This window comes from Brachybacterium sp. AOP43-C2-M15, assembly GCF_052446295.1.
In the GTDB taxonomy this organism is placed as follows: Bacteria; Actinomycetota; Actinomycetes; order Actinomycetales; family Dermabacteraceae; genus Brachybacterium.
In genome coordinates this window covers 1-17,029 of sequence record NZ_JBQSWB010000014.1, presented here as the reverse complement: position 1 = coordinate 17,029, position 17,029 = coordinate 1, and the positions used below count along the sequence as shown (strand labels likewise).

Genomic DNA, 17,029 nt, shown 5'->3' with positions numbered 1-17,029 from the left:
GGCGCGGGGGTGGAGCGGGCACCGCGATCAGAACATCGACGTACCAGGAGACGACAGTGGCTGCTTCCACGTGTGACATCTGCGCCAAGGGCCCGAGCTTCGGCAAGGCCGTGTCTCACTCGCACCGCCGCACCTCGCGTCGCTGGAACCCGAACATCCAGTCGGTCCGCACTGTGATCAACGGCACCAGCAAGCGCGTGAACGTGTGCACCTCCTGCCTCAAGGCAGGCAAGGTCAGCACGCTCGGTGCCTGAGCGAGACCGCAAGGACTCATTCCCAGGAGCCCTCACCCGATCGGGTGAGGGCTCCTGCGCATCCCGGGGGTACGCTCGCGTGGCATGACCGCCGCCGCACCCACGATCCTGGCCACCAGTGCCGGCTACCGCCCGCACGCCCGTCTGCGCTTCGGCTTCGGGCCGATGATGGCCCTCGCCGTGGAGCTCGGCCAGGAGCGGGGCCCGCGTCGCGAGGGCCCGCCGCGGATCTGCAACGTCTCGACCGCCTCCGGCGACGACAAGGGCTTCCAGCGCGACATGGAGGAGGCGGCGCGTGAGGCCGGGTACGCACTGCACCACCTGAGTCTGTTCTCGCAGCCGAACGTCGAGGACGTGGAGGGCTACCTGCGCACGTTCGACGTGGTGTGGGTCAACGGCGGCTCGGTGGTCAACCTCCTCGCGGTGTGGCGGGCGCACGGCCTGCCCGAGATCCTGCACCGCCTCTGGCAGGACGGTGTGGTGCTCGCCGGGATCTCCGCGGGCTCCATCTGCTGGTTCGAGGGCGGGGTCACCGATTCCTTCGGACCGGTCCTGCGGCCCGTCACCGACGGCCTCGGATTCCTTCCCGGGGCCAACGGCGTGCACATGGACAGCGAGGCGACGCGCCGGCCCCTGCTCCGCTCCCTCGTGGCGGACGGGACGCTGGGGCCGGCGCTGTGCACGGACGACGGCACCGGGCTGCTGTTCCGCGGGACGACGCTCGTCGACGCCGTCAGCGAGGTCGACGGGGCGCGCGCCGGCCGGATCTCGCGCGATCCGGACGGCACCGTGGTCGAGACCGAGCTGGAAGTGCGTCGACTGGAGTGAGGCCGGTGGCGCGGCGGACGCCCCGGCACCCTGCGCCCCGTCGCCCAGCACGTCAGCTCGCCCCGCCCCATGCCCCCTCCTACAGCGACATTCATCTGTTTTTCACGGCACGGCACGAATGTGCTGTGGAGTGAGGGTGGGGCGATGCTCAGACCGGCTCGGCGTCCGCGAAGGTCGCCGTGTCGATGACGGCGCGGAAGTGCACGTCGCCGGCGACCACTCGGTCGTAGGCGGCGTCCGCGCCGTCGACCCCGATCGTCTCGATCTTCGCGGCGATGCCGTGCTCGGCGCAGAAGTCGAGCATCTCCTGGGTCTCGGCGATGCCGCCGATGTTCGAGCCCGCGAGAACCTTGCCGCCACCGATCAGGGAGCCGAAGCCGAGCGGCTGCTTCGCCGGCGGCAGCCCCACGACGGCCATCACCCCGCGCGGGGCGAGCAGTCTCAGGTAGCGGTCCACGGGGATGTCGGCGCTGATGGTGTTGAGGATGATGTCGAACTCGCCGCGGTGGTCGCGGAAGAAGCCCTCCTCCGTGGTGGCGAGGACACGGGTCGCGCCGAGGGCGAGGGCGTCCTGCTCCTTCCGCAGGGAGCGGGAGAGCACGGTGACCTCGGCGCCCATCGCAGCCGCGATCTGCACGCCCATGTGGCCCAGCCCTCCCAGGCCCAGCACGGCCACGCGCTTGGCGCGCCCGTCGACCTGCTGGTCGGCGCCCCAGCGGCGCAGCGGGGAGTAGGTGGTGATGCCCGCGCACAGCAGCGGTGCGGCGGCATCGAAGGCGATCTCGTCCGGGATCCGGCACACGAAGCGCTCGTCGACGACGACCTTCTCGGCGTAGCCGCCCTGGGTGATGGTGCCGTCGACGTCCTCGGCGTCGTAGGTGCCGACATTGCCCTCGAGGCAGTTCTGCTCCTGATCGGCGCGGCACTCCTCGCACTGCCCGCAGGAGTTGACCATGCAGCCCACGCCCACGCGGTCGCCGACCTCCCAGCCGGTCACCGACTCGCCGACGGCGGAGACGACGCCGGCGATCTCGTGGCCGACGGTGAGCGGGAAGTGCGCCTCGCCCCACTCGTTGCGGATCGTGTGGATGTCGCTGTGGCAGATGCCCGCCGCCTCGATGTCGATGACCACGTCCCCGGCGCGCGGGTCGCGGCGCTCGATGGTGGCGACCCGGAAGGGCTGGTCGGGGCCGGTCTTCTGCAGGGCCTTGACGGTGATCGGCATGGGTGGGCTCCTCGGGTCTCGGGGGTGCGACGTGGCACATCCTAAGCCCGCTCAGGCGAAGTGGTCCCAGCCCTCTCCCGGAATCGGAGCGCCGTCCAGCAGCACCGTCGGCTCAGAGGCCGCCGGCGCACGGAGCAGGCCGATCGGCCGGAAGCCGTCGGGCACCTCCCCCGGAGCGAAGGCGGCGAGCATCGCATGCTCCTCGCCGCCGTGGAGCACCCAGTCCCAGGGGTCCGCGCCGAGCTCGGCGGCGAGATCGGCGAGCAGCTCCGCGTCCGGGCGGAGCGCGGCGCGATCGAGGTCCACGGTGACGTGCGAGGCGGCGCCGAGCCGGCCGCCGTCGCGGACCAGGCCGTCGGAGAGGTCCATCATGGCGTGCGCGTCGCGTCCCGCGCCCCAGCCCAGCGCGAGGTCCGGGTCCGGAGCGTCGTGCCGGCGCACCAGCTCCGCGGCCGACGGATCCGCGACGCCGGAGAGCACCACCCGCGGAGCGGCGGGATCGATCTTCTCCACGCGCACCCGGCCGGCGAGGACCAGGGCGAGACCGGCGGCGGAGCGGCCGAGCCGCGGGGCGCCGATCGCGAGCACATCGCCGGGGCGTCCGCCGGCGCGCGTCACCGCGGGCCGGTCCTCCTCGAGCGAGCCCATCGCGGTGACCGTGACGGTGAGCCCGTCGGCTCGTCCCAGGTCCCCGCCGACCACCGAGGCGCCGTCGGCCTCGGCGCGGGCGGCGAGTCCGATGGTCAGCTCCTCGAACACGGCGGCCGGGGTGTCGGCCGGGGCGGAGAGCGCGACCACCAGGGCGAGCGGGCGGGCTCCCATGGCGGCGACGTCCGCGAGGTTCTGCACGGCGGCCTTGTGGCCGATCCAGCGCGCGGCGGTGGTGTGCGGCAGGAAGTCGTGCCCCTCGACGAGGGTGTCGGTGGTCACCACCAGGCGCGGGGAGGGCAGGCGCACCACCGCGGCGTCGTCGCCCGGCCCCAGCTCGACCTCGGCGCCGGAGCGCAGGTGCGGGAGCATGCGGGCCAGCAGGCCCGCCTCGCCGGTGGGGCCCGCCTCGCCGGTGGGGCCCGCGTCGCCGGAGGGCGGTGGGGCGGGAGCGGTGTCGCCGGTCATGCGCCCAGTGTGCCCGATGGGCGCCGACGGTAGGCTCGGGCGGTGCTCCGCTCCCGACCGCTCGCCCTGCCCGCCGCCGCGCTGATGGCCCTCGGCCTCCTCTCCTGCGGCACCGTCCAGGTGCCCGCCGGCCCGTCCGCCGCGGACCCGGTCTGCGCCGACGTCCTGCTCAGCGCACCGCCCGAGGTGCTGGGGATGAGCAGGGTGGAGACCTCGAGCCAGGGCACCGCGGCCTGGGGGTCCGGGGAGGAGACCGTGGTCATGCGCTGCGGCGTCACGCCTCCCGGCCCCACCACCGACATGTGCACCACCCTCGCCGACGGCGACGGGGTCGAGGTGGACTGGATCGTCCGGGAGCTCGACGAGGGCGGGTTCCTGTACACGACCTACGGCCGGGAGCCCGCGATCGACGTCTCGGTGCCCGCGGCGTCCCCGGACCAGCCCTCGGCGGCGGCCCTGGACCTCGGACAGGTGGTCAGCCGGAACATCGAGGCCACGGACTTCTGCGTCGGCCCCGGCGACGCGGGGTGAGCCACCGGGCGGGCAGCGCGGGAGCGGCGCTCAGCGGGGCCCGAGGCGCCGCGTGCGCGCCTGCTCGATCAGCTCGGCGATGAGGTCCGCGTAGCCCAGGCCCATGTTCTCCCACAGCACCGGGAACATCGAGTACGGGGTGAAGCCCGGCATCGTGTTGACCTCGTTGATCAGCACCCGGTGATCGGGGGTGACGAACATGTCCACCCGTGCCAGCCCCTCCAGCCCGAGGGCGCTGAAGGCGCGGCGGGCGGTCTCGCGGATCTCCTCGAGCACCCCGTCCGGGAGCGCGGCGGGCACGTCGATGCTCACGGTGCCCTTGCCGAAGTACTTCGCCTCGTAGTCGTAGAAGTCGAGGTCGTCGCCGACCTTGACCTCACCGGGCAGGGTGGTGCTCGGCTCGCCGCCGTCGCGGCCCTGGAGCACGCCGCACTCGATCTCGCGGGCCTCCAGCCCCTCCTCCACCAGCACCTTCGGATCCTCGGCGAAGGCGTCCTTCATCGCGGCCTCGAGCTCGGCGGGGTCGCTCACACGGGTCACGCCGAGGCTCGACCCGGCCCGGGAGGGCTTGACGAACCAGGGCAGCGGATGGTTCCTGCGCAGGTAGGAGGCGACCCGATGCGCGTCCGCGGCCCACCGGTCCTCGTGGACCACGATGCCGGGGGCGCAGTCGAGGCCGGCCGAGCGCAGCACGAGCTTGGTGGCCGCCTTGTCCATCGCCGCGGCGGAGGCGAGCACGCCGCTGCCCACGTAGGGGATGTCGAGCATCTCGAGCATGCCCTGGACGGTGCCGTCCTCACCGTAGGAGCCGTGCAGGAGGGGCCAGACCACGTCGACCTCGGCCAGCTCGCGCACTGCGCCGTCGACCACGGTGCGCAGTGCGATGCGCTCCCCGGGACGGTGACGGGACCGCGGCAGCAGCACCTCGTCCCCCGAGGGGTCCACCTCAGGGGTGCGGCCGTCGACCAGTGTCCAGTCGGACGGGTCCGCCGAGACGTGGACCCAGCGGCCCTCGCGCGAGATGCCGACGGCGATCACGTCGAAGCGCTCGCGGTCGATCGCGGCCAGGATGCCGCCGGCGGTGACGCAGGAGATGCCGTGCTCGCCGCTGCGGCCGCCGAACAGGAGGGCGACGGTAGTTCTCATGGGGCGAGGATATTTCACTCGGGGCGGAGGGGACGCGACAGCAGGGCCGTGGTGACCTCATCGATGCGCGCGCCGTGGTCGACGACGGCGACCACGGCGCGCGTGATCGGCATGTCCACGTCCAGGCGCGCCGCGAGATCCGCGACCGCCCGCGCCGTCGCGACGCCCTCGGCGGTCTGCCCCACCTCGGCGGCGGCGGCGGAGACATCGAGCCCGCGGCCGAGGGCGAGGCCCAGGCGATGATTGCGGCTGAGGGGCGAGGCGCAGGTGGCGACCAGGTCTCCCATGCCGGCCAGCCCCGAGAAGGTCTCCCGGCGACCGCCGAGGGCCACGCCGAGGCGGGTGATCTCCGCCAGTCCGCGGGTGATCAGGGAGGCGGTGGTGTTGTGGCCGTGGCCGAGCCCTGCCGCGGCGCCGACCGCGATCGCGATGACGTTCTTCACGGCGCCCGCGATCTCCACCCCGAGCACGTCGGTCGAGGTGTAGGCACGCAGATACGGGGCCTCGCACCAGGCGGCCAGCACCTCGGCGAGCTCCTGGGACGGAGCGGCGACGACGCTCGCGCACGGACGGCGCTCGGCGATCTCCGCCGAGAGGTTCGGTCCCGAGAGCACTCCGACCGCCTCCCGGTCCGCTCCCCCGGCGTCGACGACGATCTCGCTCAGGCGGGCGTCGGTGCCGCGCTCGATGCCCTTGGTCAGCGAGAGCACCGGCACCGCGGGAAGGGGCGGCCGGGAGGCGAGGGTCGCGCGCATCGACTGGGCGGGGATCGCGAGCACGATCCCGTCGGCGCCCTCGAGCGCCTCCTCCCAGCGGGAGCTGCCGTGCACCGCTGCGGGCAGCTCGTGCTCACCGAGGTAGGTGCGGTTGCGGTGCTCCTCGCGGATCTCGCGCGCCACCTGCTCGCGGCGGGCCCAGAGGGACACCTGGGCCCCGCCGTCGGCGAGGACCTGGGCGAAGGTGGTGCCCCAGCTGCCCGCGCCGAGCACGGCCAGACGGAGTGCGGTGGTCATGAGCTCTGCCTCCAGGCACGATAGCCGCGCCGCGGGGCGCCGATCTCCGGGCGGTGGGCGTCCCGGCGCCCGTCGTGGAGCACGCTCGGCGGCTCCTGGCCGCGCAGCTGCCCCAGCAGGGCCGCGATGGCCGCCATCAGCTCCTCGGTGACGCGCAGCGCGGCCTGCTGGACGGTCTCTCCCTCCTCCTGGACGGCGGTGAACGGCTCGCCCACCAGCATCTGCACGCGCCGTCCCGGGCGGGGACGCGGCAGCGGGGAGCCGACGGGCCACAGGGCGCGACCGCCCCAGGCCGCGATCGGCAGCAGCGGCGCGCCCGTCTCGAGCGCGAGCCGGGCGGCGCCCAGCCGTGACCGCATCGGCCACAGCGCGGGATCGCGGGTGTAGGTGCCCTCGGGGAAGATCATGATCAGCTCCCCGCGCTCGAGGGCCGCACGAGCGTCGGTCAGGGCGTCGGCGCTGCGGGAGGTGCCGCGGCGCACCGGGATCTGCCGGGCCGAGCGCAGCAGCGCGCCGAGCACGGGGATCCGGAACAGCGTCTCCTTGGCCAGGAAGCGGGGCGCGATGCCCGATGCCTGCAGCAGATGCCCGTAGCCGAAGGGGTCGAAGGCGCTGAGATGGTTCCCGCAGGCGATCGCCGGGCCGGCGGTGGGCAGGTTCTCGGTGCCCTGCCAGCGCGGACGCGCGAGCAGGGTGAGCAGGGGTCGCAGCGGGAGCTGGGCGAGGTCGATGACGAGTCCGGCGCGGCGCTCGGGGATCCGGGCGGTGCCCACGTCCCAGCTGCGCAGCAGGCTCGTCATCGCGGGGAGGAGGGTCCCCGGCCCAGCGCCCTGCGCGAGACCTGGCCGGTCAGGGAGGCGGCTCGAGGGTCGCTCGCCAGGGCGCGCCGACGCAGCGTGGTGGGCGCCCGGCGGGCCAGGGTGTTCACGGCCGCGGCGTGCATCAGCCGGCGCGGTGCGAAGGCGAGGCGCCCGCGCACGGAGCGGTACTTCACCGCGGTGGTGACCTGCAGCAGGTCCCCGCCCGGCAGCAGCGCGACGCCGATGCGCACCCGCAGCTTCTCGTCGTCGTCGACGATCAGGGCCTCGGAGCCGACCACCTCGTCCGCCACGAACTCCTTCTCGGGCGGCGGGACCATGTCGAACAGGCGGATCGCCTCGTCGCGCAGCGCCCGCAGGCCGCGGGAGCTCAGCGGGGTGTTCTCGTGGGCGAAGATCGCCTCGGCCCAGACCCGCGGGTCGGGCTCCTCGACCCCGGCGGTGGGGACGATCACCACGTCGCAGTAGTCGGGGATGGGGATGTCCCGCAGGGCGAGCGAACCGCCGGCCGCGGAGACCGTTCCCGGAGAGGGGCCCGCCAGCTGCTGGGGATCGGGATCGCTCGCCGTCATCGTCCCTCCTCCCAGTACTCGGCCCCGAGGGCGGTGAGCTTCTCGCGGAACGACTCGTAGCCGCGGTCGATGAGGTCGATGCCGCGGATGGTCGAGGCGCCGTCGGCGCCGAGGGCCGCGATGAGGTAGGAGAAGCCGCCCCGGAGATCCGGGACCGTGATGTCCGCCGGGTGCAGCGTCTTGGGCCCGGAGACGACCGCGGAGTGGTTGTAGTTGCTGCGCCCGAATCGGCAGCGCGATCCGCCCAGGCATTCGCGATAGACCTGGATGTGGGCGCCCATGTCGTTCAGCGCGCGGGTGAAGCCGAGCCGGTTCTCGTAGACCGTCTCGTGCAGGATCGAGATGCCCTCCGCCTGGGTCAGGGCGACCACCAGCGGCTGCTGCCAGTCGGTCATGAACCCGGGGTGGACGTCGGTCTCCAGGGCGATGGCGCGCAACGGGGTGCCGGGGTGGAAGAACCGGATGCCGTCCTCCTGGATGTCCATCCCTCCGCCGACCTTGCGGTAGACGTTGAGGAAGGTGGCCATCGGCTTCTGCTGGGCGCCGCGCACGAAGACGGAGCCCTTGGTGACCAGGGCCGCGCAGGCCCAGGACCCGGCTTCGATGCGGTCGCCGAGGGCCACGTGGTCGTAGCCGCCCAGGCGCTCGACGCCCTCGATGGTGATGGTCCGGTCGGTCTGCAGGGAGATGATCGCCCCCATCTTCTGCAGCACGGCGATGAGGTCCTCGATCTCGGGCTCGACCGCGGCGTTGGTGAGCTCCGTGACGCCCTGGGCGCGGACCGCGGTGAGGAGCACCTGCTCGGTCGCGCCGACGCTGGGGTACTCGAGGTGGATCTTGGTGCCCCGCAGGCCGTTCGGCGCGGTGATGTAGATGCCCATCTCGCGCTTGTCCACGACGGCGCCGAAGCTGCGCAGCACGTCGAGGTGGTAGTTGATCGGGCGGTCCCCGATCCGGCACCCGCCGAGGTCGGGGATGATCGCCTCGCCGAGGCGGTGCAGCAGCGGGCCGCAGAACAGGATCGGGATCCGGGAGCTGCCGGCGTGGGCGTCGATGTCCGCGACGTGCGCGCGCTCGACGTTCGAGGGATCCAGGTGCAGGGAGCCGCCCGCCACGTCGTGCTCGATCTTCACACCGTGGATGGACAGCAGGTTCGAGACGATCCGCACGTCGCTGATGTCGGGCACCGAGTGCAGCACGCTCGGCGCCTCCCCGAGCAGAGCGGCCACCATCGCCTTCGAGACGAGGTTCTTCGCGCCGCGGACGGTGATCTCACCGTCGAGCGGGCGCCCTCCGCGCACATGGAATGTCGAAGTCATGGTGTCCTTGCCTCGATGGACGGGCGTCCAGAACGCTCGTATCTGACCGGGTCACCCTACCGGAGGGTCCTGCACCCCAGCCTGAGGGACCTGCGCCCCGGCCGGAGGTGGCTGCGCCCCGGCCGCCGCGGCCCGCCCGCACCGGAGGGGCCCGGGCTCACCCCTCGGTGCGAGCGGGCAGGGTCTTCGGCATCCAGGAGGGACGGGTCGCCTCGAACGCGGAGATGTCCGCCTCATGGCGCAGGGTCAGACCGATGTCGTCCAGCCCCTCCATCAGGCGCCAGCGGGTGTAGTCGTCGACGTCGAAGCGGAAGACGGCTCCGGCCTCCCCGGCGTGGACCTGTCGGTTCTCGAGGTCCACGGTCAGCTCGGAGCCGGGGTTCTCCTCGAGGATCTTCCACAGCTGCTCGATGTCGTCCTGGGCGAGGACGCCGGCGACGAGGCCCTGCTTGCCCGAGTTGCCGCGGAAGATCTCCGCGAACCGGGTGGAGAGCACGGCCTTGAAGCCGTAGTCGCGCAGCGCCCAGACGGCGTGCTCCCGGGAGGAGCCGGTGCCGAAGTCCGGGCCGGCGACGAGCACCGAACCCTGCGCATAGGCGGGCTTGTTCAGCACGAACTCGGGATCGTTGGTGCGCCAGGCGTGGAAGAGACCGTCGTCGAAGCCGGTCTTCGTCACCCGCTTGAGGTAGACGGCGGGGATGATCTGGTCGGTGTCCACGTTGCTGCGGCGCAGCGGGACGCCGATGCCGGTGTGGGTGGTGAAGGCTTCCATGGAGGGCGCTCCTGATCAGGCGACGGGCTGGAGGTCGGAGGGGGCGACGGGCGCACCGAGGTCCGACGGCGAGGACAGGGTTCCGCGCACGGCGGTGGCGGCGGCGACCACGGGCGAGACCAGGTGGGTGCGGCCGCCCTTGCCCTGGCGGCCCTCGAAGTTGCGGTTCGAGGTGGAGGCGGCCCGCTCGCCGGGGGCGAGCTGATCGGGGTTCATGCCCAGGCACATCGAGCAGCCGGCCTGGCGCCATTCGGCGCCGAAGTCGAGGAACACGCGGTCCAGCCCCTCCTTCTCGGCCTGCAGGCGCACTCGCGCGGAGCCCGGCACGACCATCACCCGAACGTCGGGGTGCTTGGTGCGCCCCTCGAGCACGGAGGCGAAGGCGCGCAGGTCCTCGATGCGGCCGTTGGTGCACGAGCCCATGAAGACCGTGTCGACCCTGATCTCCTTGAGCGGGGTGCCGGGGACCAGGTCCATGTACTCCAGCGCGCGCTCGGCGGCGAAGCGGTCCGACTCGTCCGCGAAGTCCTCCGGGGCGGGCACGGAGGCGGACAGCGGCAGGCCCTGACCGGGGTTGGTCCCCCAGGTCACGAAGGGCTCGAGCTGGTCCGCGTCGATGAACACCTCGGCGTCGAAGACGGCGTCGTCGTCGCTGCGCAGCGTCCTCCAGTGCTCGACGGCCTCGTCCCAGTCCGCGCCCTGCGGGGCGTGCGGGCGGCCCTTGACGTACTCGAAGGTGATCTCGTCCGGCGCGATCATGCCGGCGCGGGCACCGGCCTCGATGGACATGTTGCAGATCGTCATGCGGCCCTCCATGGAGAGGGAGCGGATCGCCTCGCCGCGGTACTCGAGCACGTAGCCCGCGCCTCCGCCGGTGCCGATCTTCGCGATGACGGCGAGGATGACGTCCTTCGCGGTCACGCCCGGCCTGAGGGAGCCGGTGACCGTGATCGCCATGGTCCTGAAGGGGTTCAGCGGCAGGGTCTGGGTGGCCAGCACGTGCTCGACCTCGCTGGTGCCGATGCCGAAGGCGAGCGCGCCGAAGGCGCCGTGGGTCGAGGTGTGCGAGTCGCCGCAGACCACGGTGATGCCGGGCATCGTCAGCCCCAGCTGCGGGCCGACGACGTGCACGATCCCCTGCTCCTTGTCGCCGAGCGGGTGGATGCGCACGCCGAACTCCTCGGCGTTGCGTCGCAGGGTCTCGATCTGGGTGCGGGAGGTGATGTCGGCGATCGGCTTGTCGATGTCGATCGTGGGGGTGTTGTGGTCCTCCGTCGCGATCGTCTGATCGATGCGGCGCGGGGCGCGGCCCTCCTGGCGCAGGCCGTCGAAGGCCTGCGGGCTGGTCACCTCGTGCAGCAGCTGGAGGTCGATGTACAGCAGGTCCGGCTCGCCGTTCTCACCGCGACGGACCACGTGATCCGCCCAGACCTTCTCCGCGAGGGTCCCCGCCATGTCGATCCTTCCCTGCGCCCGTCGTGGGGGCGCGCTGCTGATGCCGAGACGCGCTCGGGGTGCGAGCGCCCTCCCATCGTGGTGCGGTCCACGATGCGACGCACTTGCGTCTCACTGAATAAGACGGCAGTATCGGAGCATGGACAAGACCTCGGAGGAGAACGGCAGCGGCGTCGGCGTGCTGGACAAGGCGGCGATCGTGCTCGGCGCCCTGGAGGCCGGACCCGCCACGCTCGCCCAGCTCGTGCAGTCGACGGGCCTCGCCCGCCCCACCGCCCATCGCCTGGCGGTGGCGCTGGAGTTCCACCATCTGGTCTCCCGCGACATGCAGGGCCGCTTCATCCTGGGCCCACGGCTCGGCGAGCTGGCGGCCGCGGCCGGCGAGGACCGCCTGCTGGCCTCGGCCGGGCCGGTGCTGGCGGCGCTGCGCGACCACACCGGGGAGTCCGCCCAGCTGTACCGCCGTCAGGGCGACCATCGCATCTGCGTCGCCGCCGCCGAGCGACCCATCGGCCTGCGGGACTCGGTGCCGCTGGGCGCCGCGCTGACGATGCGCGCCGGCTCCGCGGCGCAGATCCTGCTGGCATGGGAGGAGCCGGACCGCCTCCACCGAGGGCTGCTCGGCGCGCGCTTCACCGCCACCCAGCTGTCGGCCGTGCGACGGCGGGGCTGGGCGCAGTCGATCGGCGAGCGCGAGCCGGGCGTGGGATCCGTCTCCGCCCCGGTGCGCGGCCCCCATGGCCGCGTGATCGCGGCCCTGAGCATCTCCGGGCCCATCGAGCGCATCACCCGCCAGCCCGGCCGACTGCATGCGGCCTCCGTGATGAGCTCGGCGAACCACCTCACCGAGCTGCTGCGCCGCGCGGGCGCCTGAGCCCGGCGCCGACGCACCGCGGCCTCAGTCCCGCTCGATCCAGACCGGGGTGTTCGCGAAGCGCAGCACGTTGACCAGCTGGCGCGGCGCGGCGACCTTGCCACCTGCTCCCGGTGACCGCTCCCCCGCCACCAGCATCAGGCAGGCGTCCTCGCTCGCATGGATGAGCTCGCGCGGAGTGTCCGAGGCGGCGATGGTGACGTCGCGGACGAAGACGGACGGGTGGCTCCTGGCGATCCGCTGAGCGGTGGCGGCGAGGATCTCCTGCGCCTCCTCGGGGGTGGTCTCGGGGCGCACCACCAGATGGATGTCGCGCCCGTAGGCCTCCGCGAGGTCCGCGGCCCGGATCACCACCTCGGTGGCGATGTCGTGGTGCACCAGGCCGATCGGCCCGTCTCCCCCGACCTCGCCGCGGACCACCACCACCGGGCAGTGGGCGCGGGCGGCCAGCGCGAGGGACTTCGAGCCGACGATGAGCGTCATCAGGCGCCCCATGCCGCGCCCGCCGAGCACCAGCAGATCCGACTCCTCGCTGGCCTCGACGAGGACCGGCACCGCATTGCCGTCGACGATCTCCGAGGTGATGGACAGGTCGGGATGCGTCTCGCGGACGATGTCGGACGCGTCCTGGATGAGGCTGTGGGCGGCACTGCGGAACCCTGAGCCGGCCATCCCGGAGATCGGGTCGATGTTGACGTCGAGCTCCGTCCACACGAAGGCGTGGACCAGATGGAGGCTGCCGCCGACGGCGGCGGCGTGGAGGGCGGCCCAGCGGACCGCCTGATCGGACTCGTCGGCATCGAACACACCGACCGTGATTCTCGGAGCAGCGCTGTGCGTCATGTCACGACGATACTCCCGGACGGTCCGGTCCGGGGCCGGTCCGCCCGGAGAGACCGCGGACGACGAGCCGGGGGATGACGAGTCCGGGCACGACGAGCCCGAGGACGACGACCGCGCGAACGACGAAGGAGCCGGCACCGATGGTGCCGGCTCCTGCTCGTACCCCGTACCGGATTTGAACCGGTGTTACCGCCGTGAGAGGGCGACGTCCTGGGCCGCTAGACGAACGGGGCGGGTGCGGGATCCGTGGATCCCGCCTCGTACCCCGTACCGGATTTGAACCGGTGTTACCGCCGTGAGAGGGCGACGTCCTAGGCCGCTAGACGAACGGGGCGCGGACTGCACGACTCCGAGGAGCCGCTCAGCGCTGGGGTACCAGGACTCGAACCTAGAACGACGGTACCAGAAACCGCTGTGTTGCCAATTACACCATACCCCATGGTGAGAGCACGATTCTTCGACGTCCTCCGGCCGTTTCCGCGGTGGTCTCCGTGGATCTTCCGAACTCTGCTTCAGTGCCGTACCGAGGTAAGACTCTAGCGGGTTCCGCGACCGAGCACAAAGCGAGAGGGGCCCTGGACGCTGTGAGGCTCGGCACCCCGGATCGGTGCCCGGGCTCGACGCCCGCGTCCTCAGGCGCCGGCGGCCAGACGCTCCCGCAGGGCGCGCAGACGTGTGAGGCTCGAGGGCTTGCCCAGCAGCTCCATGGACTCGAACAGCGGCGGGGAGACGCGACGGCCGGAGATCGCGCTGCGCAGCGGGCCGAAGGCGAGGCGGGGCTTGATCCCCATCTCCTCGACGATCGCCTCGCGCAGGGCGGGCTCGAGCAGGGCGGCGGTGAAGGAGTCGCCGGGCACCGCCTCGACCTCGGCGACGGCGCGGTCGAGCACCGCGACCGGGTCCTCGCCGAGCTTCTTCAGCGCGTCGTCGGCGACCACGAGGTCCTCGTCGGCGACGAAGAGGAACCCCATCAGGTCCGGCGCCTCCCCCAGGAGGTTCATCCGCGTCTGGACCAGCGGGGTCGCGGCGACGACCAGGGCGCGCTGCTGAGCGGTGACCTCCTCGCCGAGCACGCCGCCGGCCTGGAGGTAGGGGATCAGGCGCTCGGCGAGCTCCGCCTCGGGCAGCAGGCGGATGTGGTCGGCATTGATGGCGGTGGCCTTCTTGAGGTCCACTCGGGCGGGATTGGGGTTCACGTCCGAGGCGTCGAAGCGCTCGATCATCTGCGCGCGGGAGAAGATGTCCTCGTCGGCGCTGTACCCCCAGCCCAGCAGGGCCAGGTAGTTGACCATTCCCTCGGGGATGAACCCCTGCTCGCGGTAGAGGAAGAGGTCCGCCTGGGGGTCGCGCTTGGAGAGCTTCTTGTTGCCCTCCCCCATCACGTAGGGCAGGTGTCCGAACTCCGGCACCCGCTCGGCCACGCCGATGTCGACCAGGGCGCGGTAGAGCGCGATCTGCCGAGGGGTGGAGGAGAGGATGTCCTCGCCGCGCAGCACGTGGGTGATGCGCATCAGCGCGTCGTCCACGGGGTTCACCAGCGTGTACAGCGGCTGCCCGTTGGCGCGGACCACCACGAAGTCGGGGGTCGAGCCCGCCTTGAAGGTGATCTCGCCGCGCACCATGTCGGTGAACGTGATGTCCTCCTGAGGCATCCGGAGGCGCCAGGTGGGCTCGCGGCCCTCGGCGCGGAGGGCCGCCCTCTGCTCCTCGGTGAGGTCTCGGTCGAAGCCGTCGTAGCCGAGCTGCGGATCACGGCCGGCGTCGCGGTGTCGCTGGGAGATCTCCTCCGCGGTGGAGAAGGACTCGTAGATGTGTCCGGCCTCCTTGAGCCTCGCGATGACGTCCTGGTAGATCTCACCGCGCTGGGACTGGCGGTAGGGGCCGTCGGGCCCGCCCACCTCCACGCCCTCGTCCCAGTCGATGCCGAGCCAGCGCATGGCGTCGAGCAGCTGGTGGTAGGACTCCTCGCTGTCACGGGCGGCATCGGTGTCCTCGATGCGGAAGACCAGCGTGCCGCCGTGGTGACGGGCATGCGCCCAGTTGAACAGGGCGGTGCGCACCATGCCGACGTGCGGGGTGCCGGTGGGGCTGGGGCAGAAGCGCACCCGGACGTCGCCGGCGGAGCCGGTCGGGGTCGGGTCCTGCAGGGGGGAGGTGGTCACGCGAAGAGCTCCTGGGGGTAGCGGGAGGACGGGGGCGCGGCGGCTCAGCGGCGCACGATCGGATTGGTCAGGGTGCCTATGCCCTCGATGGTGATGTCGACGCTCGCGCCGGCCTCGACCGTGCGCACCCCGGCCGGGGTGCCGGTCAGGACGAGGTCGCCCGGCAGCAGGGTGACGACTCCCGAGATCTCGGCGATCAGCTCGGCGACGGGGCGGATCATGTCCGCCGTGGAGCCCTGCTGGGCGCTCTCCCCGTCGACGGCGCTGGTGAGGGCGAGGCCTGCGGGGTCGGCGAGATCCAGGTCGGTCTCGATCCAGGGGCCGATGGGGCACGAGGTGTCGAAGGCCTTCGCCCGGAACCACTGGTCCTCCTCCCGCTGGGCGTCGCGGGCGGTGAGGTCGTTCGCGCACGTGTAGCCGAGCACGTGATCCGCGACCTGGTCAGGGGTGAGGTCCTTGGCCATCCTCTTGATGACCACGGCGAGCTCCGCCTCGAGGCTCAGCTCCTGGCTGTAGGAGGGGATCACGACGGGGTCGCCGGGGCCGACGACGGCGGTGTTGGGCTTGAGGAAGAACAGCGCCCGCTCGGGCACCTCGTTGCCGAGCTCCGCGGCGTGCTCGGCGTAGTTGCGGCCGACGCACACCACCTTGGAGCGCGGGATGACGGGCGCCAGCAGGCGCACATCCTCCAGGGGCACGATGGTGCCGGTGGGGCGGATGTCTGTGTACAGGGGGTCACCGGTGATCCCGTAGACCATGTCCTGGCCGTCCTTCTCCTGGACGATGCCGTACATGGGATCCTCGCCGGTGGTGAATCGGGCGATGCGCATGCGCGCCAGTCTAGGCGGTCGCGCACGGACCTCGGGCCGTCGGTGCGCGGCGGCAGGGCGCCCCCCGGGCTCACCTCACTCGTTGGGCGCGTCCGCGACCTCGATGTCGAAGTTCACGTTGCCGTCCTCGACGGAGGTGACCGTGACCGCGACGTCGATGGTCTCCCCGCCGTCGCTGAGCACGCAGGTCATCTCCGCGCCCTCCTCGGCCGGGAGGTCGTCCGGGCAGGAGATGTCCTCCGGGGTCTGCCCCACCATCTCGGTGAGCTTGTCGCTGATCTGGGTCTCGACCTCGTCGGCGGGGACGGAGCCGGTGCCGAGCGCCCCGCAGCCGGCCAGCGCGAAGGCGGCAGCGGCGGCGAGGACGAGCGGACGGACGGTGGTGCGGCGTCGCGTGTTCATGGGGGTCTCCAGGTCTGGGCCCGGTCGCCGGGTCGGACCTCGTGGCCGACGGTGCCGGGCGTGTGCGGCCATCCTGCTCCGCCCGGGGCCGCTCGTCGATGGGGAGCAGTCCCCATCCGCTCCTCATGGCTCGTGTGCCCTCACGACTGCTGGGTACGATGTACGGACCGGTCATCTTCACGGGGGAACTGCACTTGACGACCTACCAGATCTCCGAGCACGAACGGTCCCTGCTGGCCGCCGGCGCTCTCGCCAAGGACCTGCCCTCCTCGCCCCGACTCCTGACAACTCTGACCGACGAAGAGCTGCTGGCGCTCACCGGTCCGGACCGGTCCGGGGAACGACTCCCGTGGATCGACGGCCTGCGGGAGAGGGCCGAAGGCTTCAGCCTCGAGGACGCCGTGCTCACGGGGGCACGATTCCTCCGCGCCCGCGGCCTGACAGCGCCGGAGTCCGTCCTCGCGGGCATCGAGAGCCGAGCCATCATCGGCGAAGGATCGCAGGTGAGGGCGGGTCTGGTCGTGACCGGCATCGTCGCACGTCGAGCGGCATCGAGACGGCGGGTCACCGTCACCCGCGAGAGTGAACCGCGAGGGGTCGCCGTGCGCTTCTTCGCCGATACGGATACATCGGTGCTGCAGGAGCAGATATCCGAGGACGGCCTTCACCACTTCCTGATCCAGGACTCGGCATCCGCCCGGCGTGCCCTGCGGAGCCTGCTCGAGGACCGTGGGGACGACGCGCCGGACCCGTCCCACCGTGGCGTCATCACGGGAGGCTGGGCGGAGGTGAGCTCCGCGCTCGGCATCGCTGATCCATCGAACGTCCGACGCCTCGATCTGTTCGATCGGTCCGACGGCACCGAGGAC

18 protein-coding genes and 3 tRNA genes are annotated in these 17,029 nt (G+C 72.2%); 5 read left to right on the top strand and 16 right to left on the bottom strand.

Going from position 1 to position 17,029, the window contains the following annotated elements; all coding sequences use genetic code 11:
- Positions 1 to 56 precede the first annotated feature (56 nt).
- Together rpmB and ACT3SP_RS14865 are read left to right on the top strand one after the other, a co-directional pair.
- A complete protein-coding gene (gene rpmB / locus ACT3SP_RS14870) occupies positions 57 to 254 on the top strand; it encodes a 50S ribosomal protein L28 (protein WP_444588083.1) in 198 nt (65 codons plus the stop codon).
- An 84-nt stretch (positions 255 to 338) separates the two neighbouring features.
- Positions 339 to 1,082, top strand: a complete 744-nt coding sequence (locus ACT3SP_RS14865; RefSeq protein ID WP_444588082.1) for a Type 1 glutamine amidotransferase-like domain-containing protein — start codon at positions 339 to 341, stop codon at positions 1,080 to 1,082.
- 148 nt (positions 1,083 to 1,230) lie between these two features.
- On the opposite strand, the gene ACT3SP_RS14860 is transcribed toward ACT3SP_RS14865, so the two are convergent.
- Both ACT3SP_RS14860 and thiL read right to left on the bottom strand, forming a co-directional pair.
- On the bottom strand, positions 1,231 to 2,307 hold the full coding sequence (locus tag ACT3SP_RS14860) for an NAD(P)-dependent alcohol dehydrogenase (protein WP_444588081.1): 1,077 nt from the start codon (positions 2,305 to 2,307) through the stop codon (positions 1,231 to 1,233).
- Between the two features lie 51 nt (positions 2,308 to 2,358).
- Entirely contained in the window at positions 2,359 to 3,423 is a 1,065-nt protein-coding gene (thiL, locus tag ACT3SP_RS14855) for a thiamine-phosphate kinase (RefSeq protein ID WP_444588080.1), read from the bottom strand.
- 42 nt (positions 3,424 to 3,465) lie between these two features.
- Between thiL and ACT3SP_RS14850 the strand changes: the two genes are divergently transcribed.
- Positions 3,466 to 3,954, top strand: coding sequence for a DUF3515 family protein (locus ACT3SP_RS14850; protein WP_444588079.1), 489 nt, complete (start codon positions 3,466 to 3,468; stop codon positions 3,952 to 3,954).
- Positions 3,955 to 3,984: 30 nt separating this feature from the next.
- Here the strand turns inward: ACT3SP_RS14850 and ACT3SP_RS14845 are convergent, their stop codons facing one another.
- The 7 genes from ACT3SP_RS14845 to leuC form a co-directional block, all read right to left on the bottom strand.
- On the bottom strand, positions 3,985 to 5,100 hold the full coding sequence (locus tag ACT3SP_RS14845) for a D-alanine--D-alanine ligase family protein (RefSeq protein ID WP_444588078.1): 1,116 nt from the start codon (positions 5,098 to 5,100) through the stop codon (positions 3,985 to 3,987).
- 14 nt (positions 5,101 to 5,114) lie between these two features.
- Positions 5,115 to 6,113, bottom strand: coding sequence for an NAD(P)H-dependent glycerol-3-phosphate dehydrogenase (locus tag ACT3SP_RS14840; protein ID WP_444588077.1), 999 nt, complete (start codon positions 6,111 to 6,113; stop codon positions 5,115 to 5,117).
- Complete coding sequence (locus ACT3SP_RS14835; RefSeq protein WP_444588076.1) at positions 6,110 to 6,913, bottom strand: lysophospholipid acyltransferase family protein; 804 nt, start codon at positions 6,911 to 6,913, stop codon at positions 6,110 to 6,112. The genes ACT3SP_RS14840 and ACT3SP_RS14835 overlap by 4 nt, the downstream gene beginning before the upstream one ends.
- Positions 6,910 to 7,503 carry a hypothetical protein gene (locus ACT3SP_RS14830; protein ID WP_444588075.1) on the bottom strand — a complete coding sequence of 198 codons (594 nt, stop codon included), beginning with the start codon at positions 7,501 to 7,503 and terminating at the stop codon, positions 6,910 to 6,912. Before ACT3SP_RS14830 ends, ACT3SP_RS14835 begins: the two co-directional genes overlap by 4 nt.
- The gene (gene murA / locus ACT3SP_RS14825) at positions 7,500 to 8,822 is read right to left on the bottom strand and encodes a UDP-N-acetylglucosamine 1-carboxyvinyltransferase (RefSeq protein ID WP_444588074.1); all 1,323 of its coding nucleotides are present in this window, start codon (positions 8,820 to 8,822) and stop codon (positions 7,500 to 7,502) included. The genes ACT3SP_RS14830 and murA overlap by 4 nt, the downstream gene beginning before the upstream one ends.
- A 157-nt stretch (positions 8,823 to 8,979) precedes the next feature.
- On the bottom strand, positions 8,980 to 9,594 hold the full coding sequence (leuD, locus tag ACT3SP_RS14820; RefSeq protein ID WP_444588073.1) for a 3-isopropylmalate dehydratase small subunit: 615 nt from the start codon (positions 9,592 to 9,594) through the stop codon (positions 8,980 to 8,982).
- Between the two features lie 15 nt (positions 9,595 to 9,609).
- Positions 9,610 to 11,049, bottom strand: coding sequence for a 3-isopropylmalate dehydratase large subunit (gene leuC, locus ACT3SP_RS14815; RefSeq protein ID WP_444588072.1), 1,440 nt, complete (start codon positions 11,047 to 11,049; stop codon positions 9,610 to 9,612).
- Between the two features lie 139 nt (positions 11,050 to 11,188).
- Between leuC and ACT3SP_RS14810 the strand changes: the two genes are divergently transcribed.
- Positions 11,189 to 11,923, top strand: a complete 735-nt coding sequence (locus ACT3SP_RS14810) for an IclR family transcriptional regulator (protein WP_444588071.1) — start codon at positions 11,189 to 11,191, stop codon at positions 11,921 to 11,923.
- A gap of 24 nt (positions 11,924 to 11,947) precedes the next feature.
- Here ACT3SP_RS14810 and ACT3SP_RS14805 read toward each other — a convergent pair whose 3' ends face one another.
- The 7 genes from ACT3SP_RS14805 to ACT3SP_RS14775 all read right to left on the bottom strand — a co-directional run bounded on the left by ACT3SP_RS14805 (position 11,948) and on the right by ACT3SP_RS14775 (position 16,160).
- Complete coding sequence (locus ACT3SP_RS14805) at positions 11,948 to 12,766, bottom strand: universal stress protein (RefSeq protein WP_444588070.1); 819 nt, start codon at positions 12,764 to 12,766, stop codon at positions 11,948 to 11,950.
- A 160-nt stretch (positions 12,767 to 12,926) separates the two neighbouring features.
- Positions 12,927 to 12,999, bottom strand: a tRNA-Glu gene (locus ACT3SP_RS14800).
- A gap of 28 nt (positions 13,000 to 13,027) precedes the next feature.
- Positions 13,028 to 13,100 (bottom strand) — tRNA-Glu (locus tag ACT3SP_RS14795).
- A 33-nt stretch (positions 13,101 to 13,133) separates the two neighbouring features.
- Positions 13,134 to 13,205: transfer RNA gene (locus tag ACT3SP_RS14790), tRNA-Gln, on the bottom strand.
- A 193-nt stretch (positions 13,206 to 13,398) separates the two neighbouring features.
- On the bottom strand, positions 13,399 to 14,928 hold the full coding sequence (gene gltX, locus ACT3SP_RS14785) for a glutamate--tRNA ligase (protein WP_444588069.1): 1,530 nt from the start codon (positions 14,926 to 14,928) through the stop codon (positions 13,399 to 13,401).
- 44 nt (positions 14,929 to 14,972) lie between these two features.
- The gene (locus tag ACT3SP_RS14780) at positions 14,973 to 15,758 is read right to left on the bottom strand and encodes a fumarylacetoacetate hydrolase family protein (protein ID WP_444588068.1); all 786 of its coding nucleotides are present in this window, start codon (positions 15,756 to 15,758) and stop codon (positions 14,973 to 14,975) included.
- A 75-nt stretch (positions 15,759 to 15,833) separates the two neighbouring features.
- Positions 15,834 to 16,160: a DUF4333 domain-containing protein gene (locus ACT3SP_RS14775; RefSeq protein ID WP_444588067.1), complete on the bottom strand. Its 327-nt coding sequence runs from the start codon at positions 16,158 to 16,160 to the stop codon at positions 15,834 to 15,836.
- Positions 16,161 to 16,354: 194 nt separating this feature from the next.
- Here ACT3SP_RS14775 and ACT3SP_RS14770 point away from each other — a divergent pair.
- A partial coding sequence (locus tag ACT3SP_RS14770; protein WP_444588066.1) for a hypothetical protein occupies positions 16,355 to 17,029 on the top strand: 675 nt, incomplete at its 3' end.

Excerpts from the sequence above, each read along its gene's own strand:
- ACT3SP_RS14860 (WP_444588081.1), bottom strand. The coding sequence starts at position 2,307 with ATGCCGATCACCGTCAAGGCCCTGCAGAAGACCGGCCCCGACCAGCCC.
- thiL (WP_444588080.1), bottom strand. The coding sequence starts at position 3,423 with ATGACCGGCGACACCGCTCCCGCCCCACCGCCCTCCGGCGACGCGGGC.
- ACT3SP_RS14835 (WP_444588076.1), bottom strand. The coding sequence starts at position 6,913 with ATGACGAGCCTGCTGCGCAGCTGGGACGTGGGCACCGCCCGGATCCCC.
- ACT3SP_RS14840 (WP_444588077.1), bottom strand. The coding sequence starts at position 6,113 with ATGACCACCGCACTCCGTCTGGCCGTGCTCGGCGCGGGCAGCTGGGGC.
- murA (WP_444588074.1), bottom strand. The coding sequence starts at position 8,822 with ATGACTTCGACATTCCATGTGCGCGGAGGGCGCCCGCTCGACGGTGAG.
- ACT3SP_RS14865 (WP_444588082.1), top strand. The coding sequence starts at position 339 with ATGACCGCCGCCGCACCCACGATCCTGGCCACCAGTGCCGGCTACCGC.
- ACT3SP_RS14845 (WP_444588078.1), bottom strand. The coding sequence starts at position 5,100 with ATGAGAACTACCGTCGCCCTCCTGTTCGGCGGCCGCAGCGGCGAGCAC.
- leuC (WP_444588072.1), bottom strand. The coding sequence starts at position 11,049 with ATGGCGGGGACCCTCGCGGAGAAGGTCTGGGCGGATCACGTGGTCCGT.
- ACT3SP_RS14805 (WP_444588070.1), bottom strand. The coding sequence starts at position 12,766 with ATGACGCACAGCGCTGCTCCGAGAATCACGGTCGGTGTGTTCGATGCC.
- leuD (WP_444588073.1), bottom strand. The coding sequence starts at position 9,594 with ATGGAAGCCTTCACCACCCACACCGGCATCGGCGTCCCGCTGCGCCGC.
- ACT3SP_RS14830 (WP_444588075.1), bottom strand. The coding sequence starts at position 7,503 with ATGACGGCGAGCGATCCCGATCCCCAGCAGCTGGCGGGCCCCTCTCCG.
- ACT3SP_RS14780 (WP_444588068.1), bottom strand. The coding sequence starts at position 15,758 with ATGCGCATCGCCCGATTCACCACCGGCGAGGATCCCATGTACGGCATC.
- ACT3SP_RS14775 (WP_444588067.1), bottom strand. The coding sequence starts at position 16,160 with ATGAACACGCGACGCCGCACCACCGTCCGTCCGCTCGTCCTCGCCGCC.
- ACT3SP_RS14810 (WP_444588071.1), top strand. The coding sequence starts at position 11,189 with ATGGACAAGACCTCGGAGGAGAACGGCAGCGGCGTCGGCGTGCTGGAC.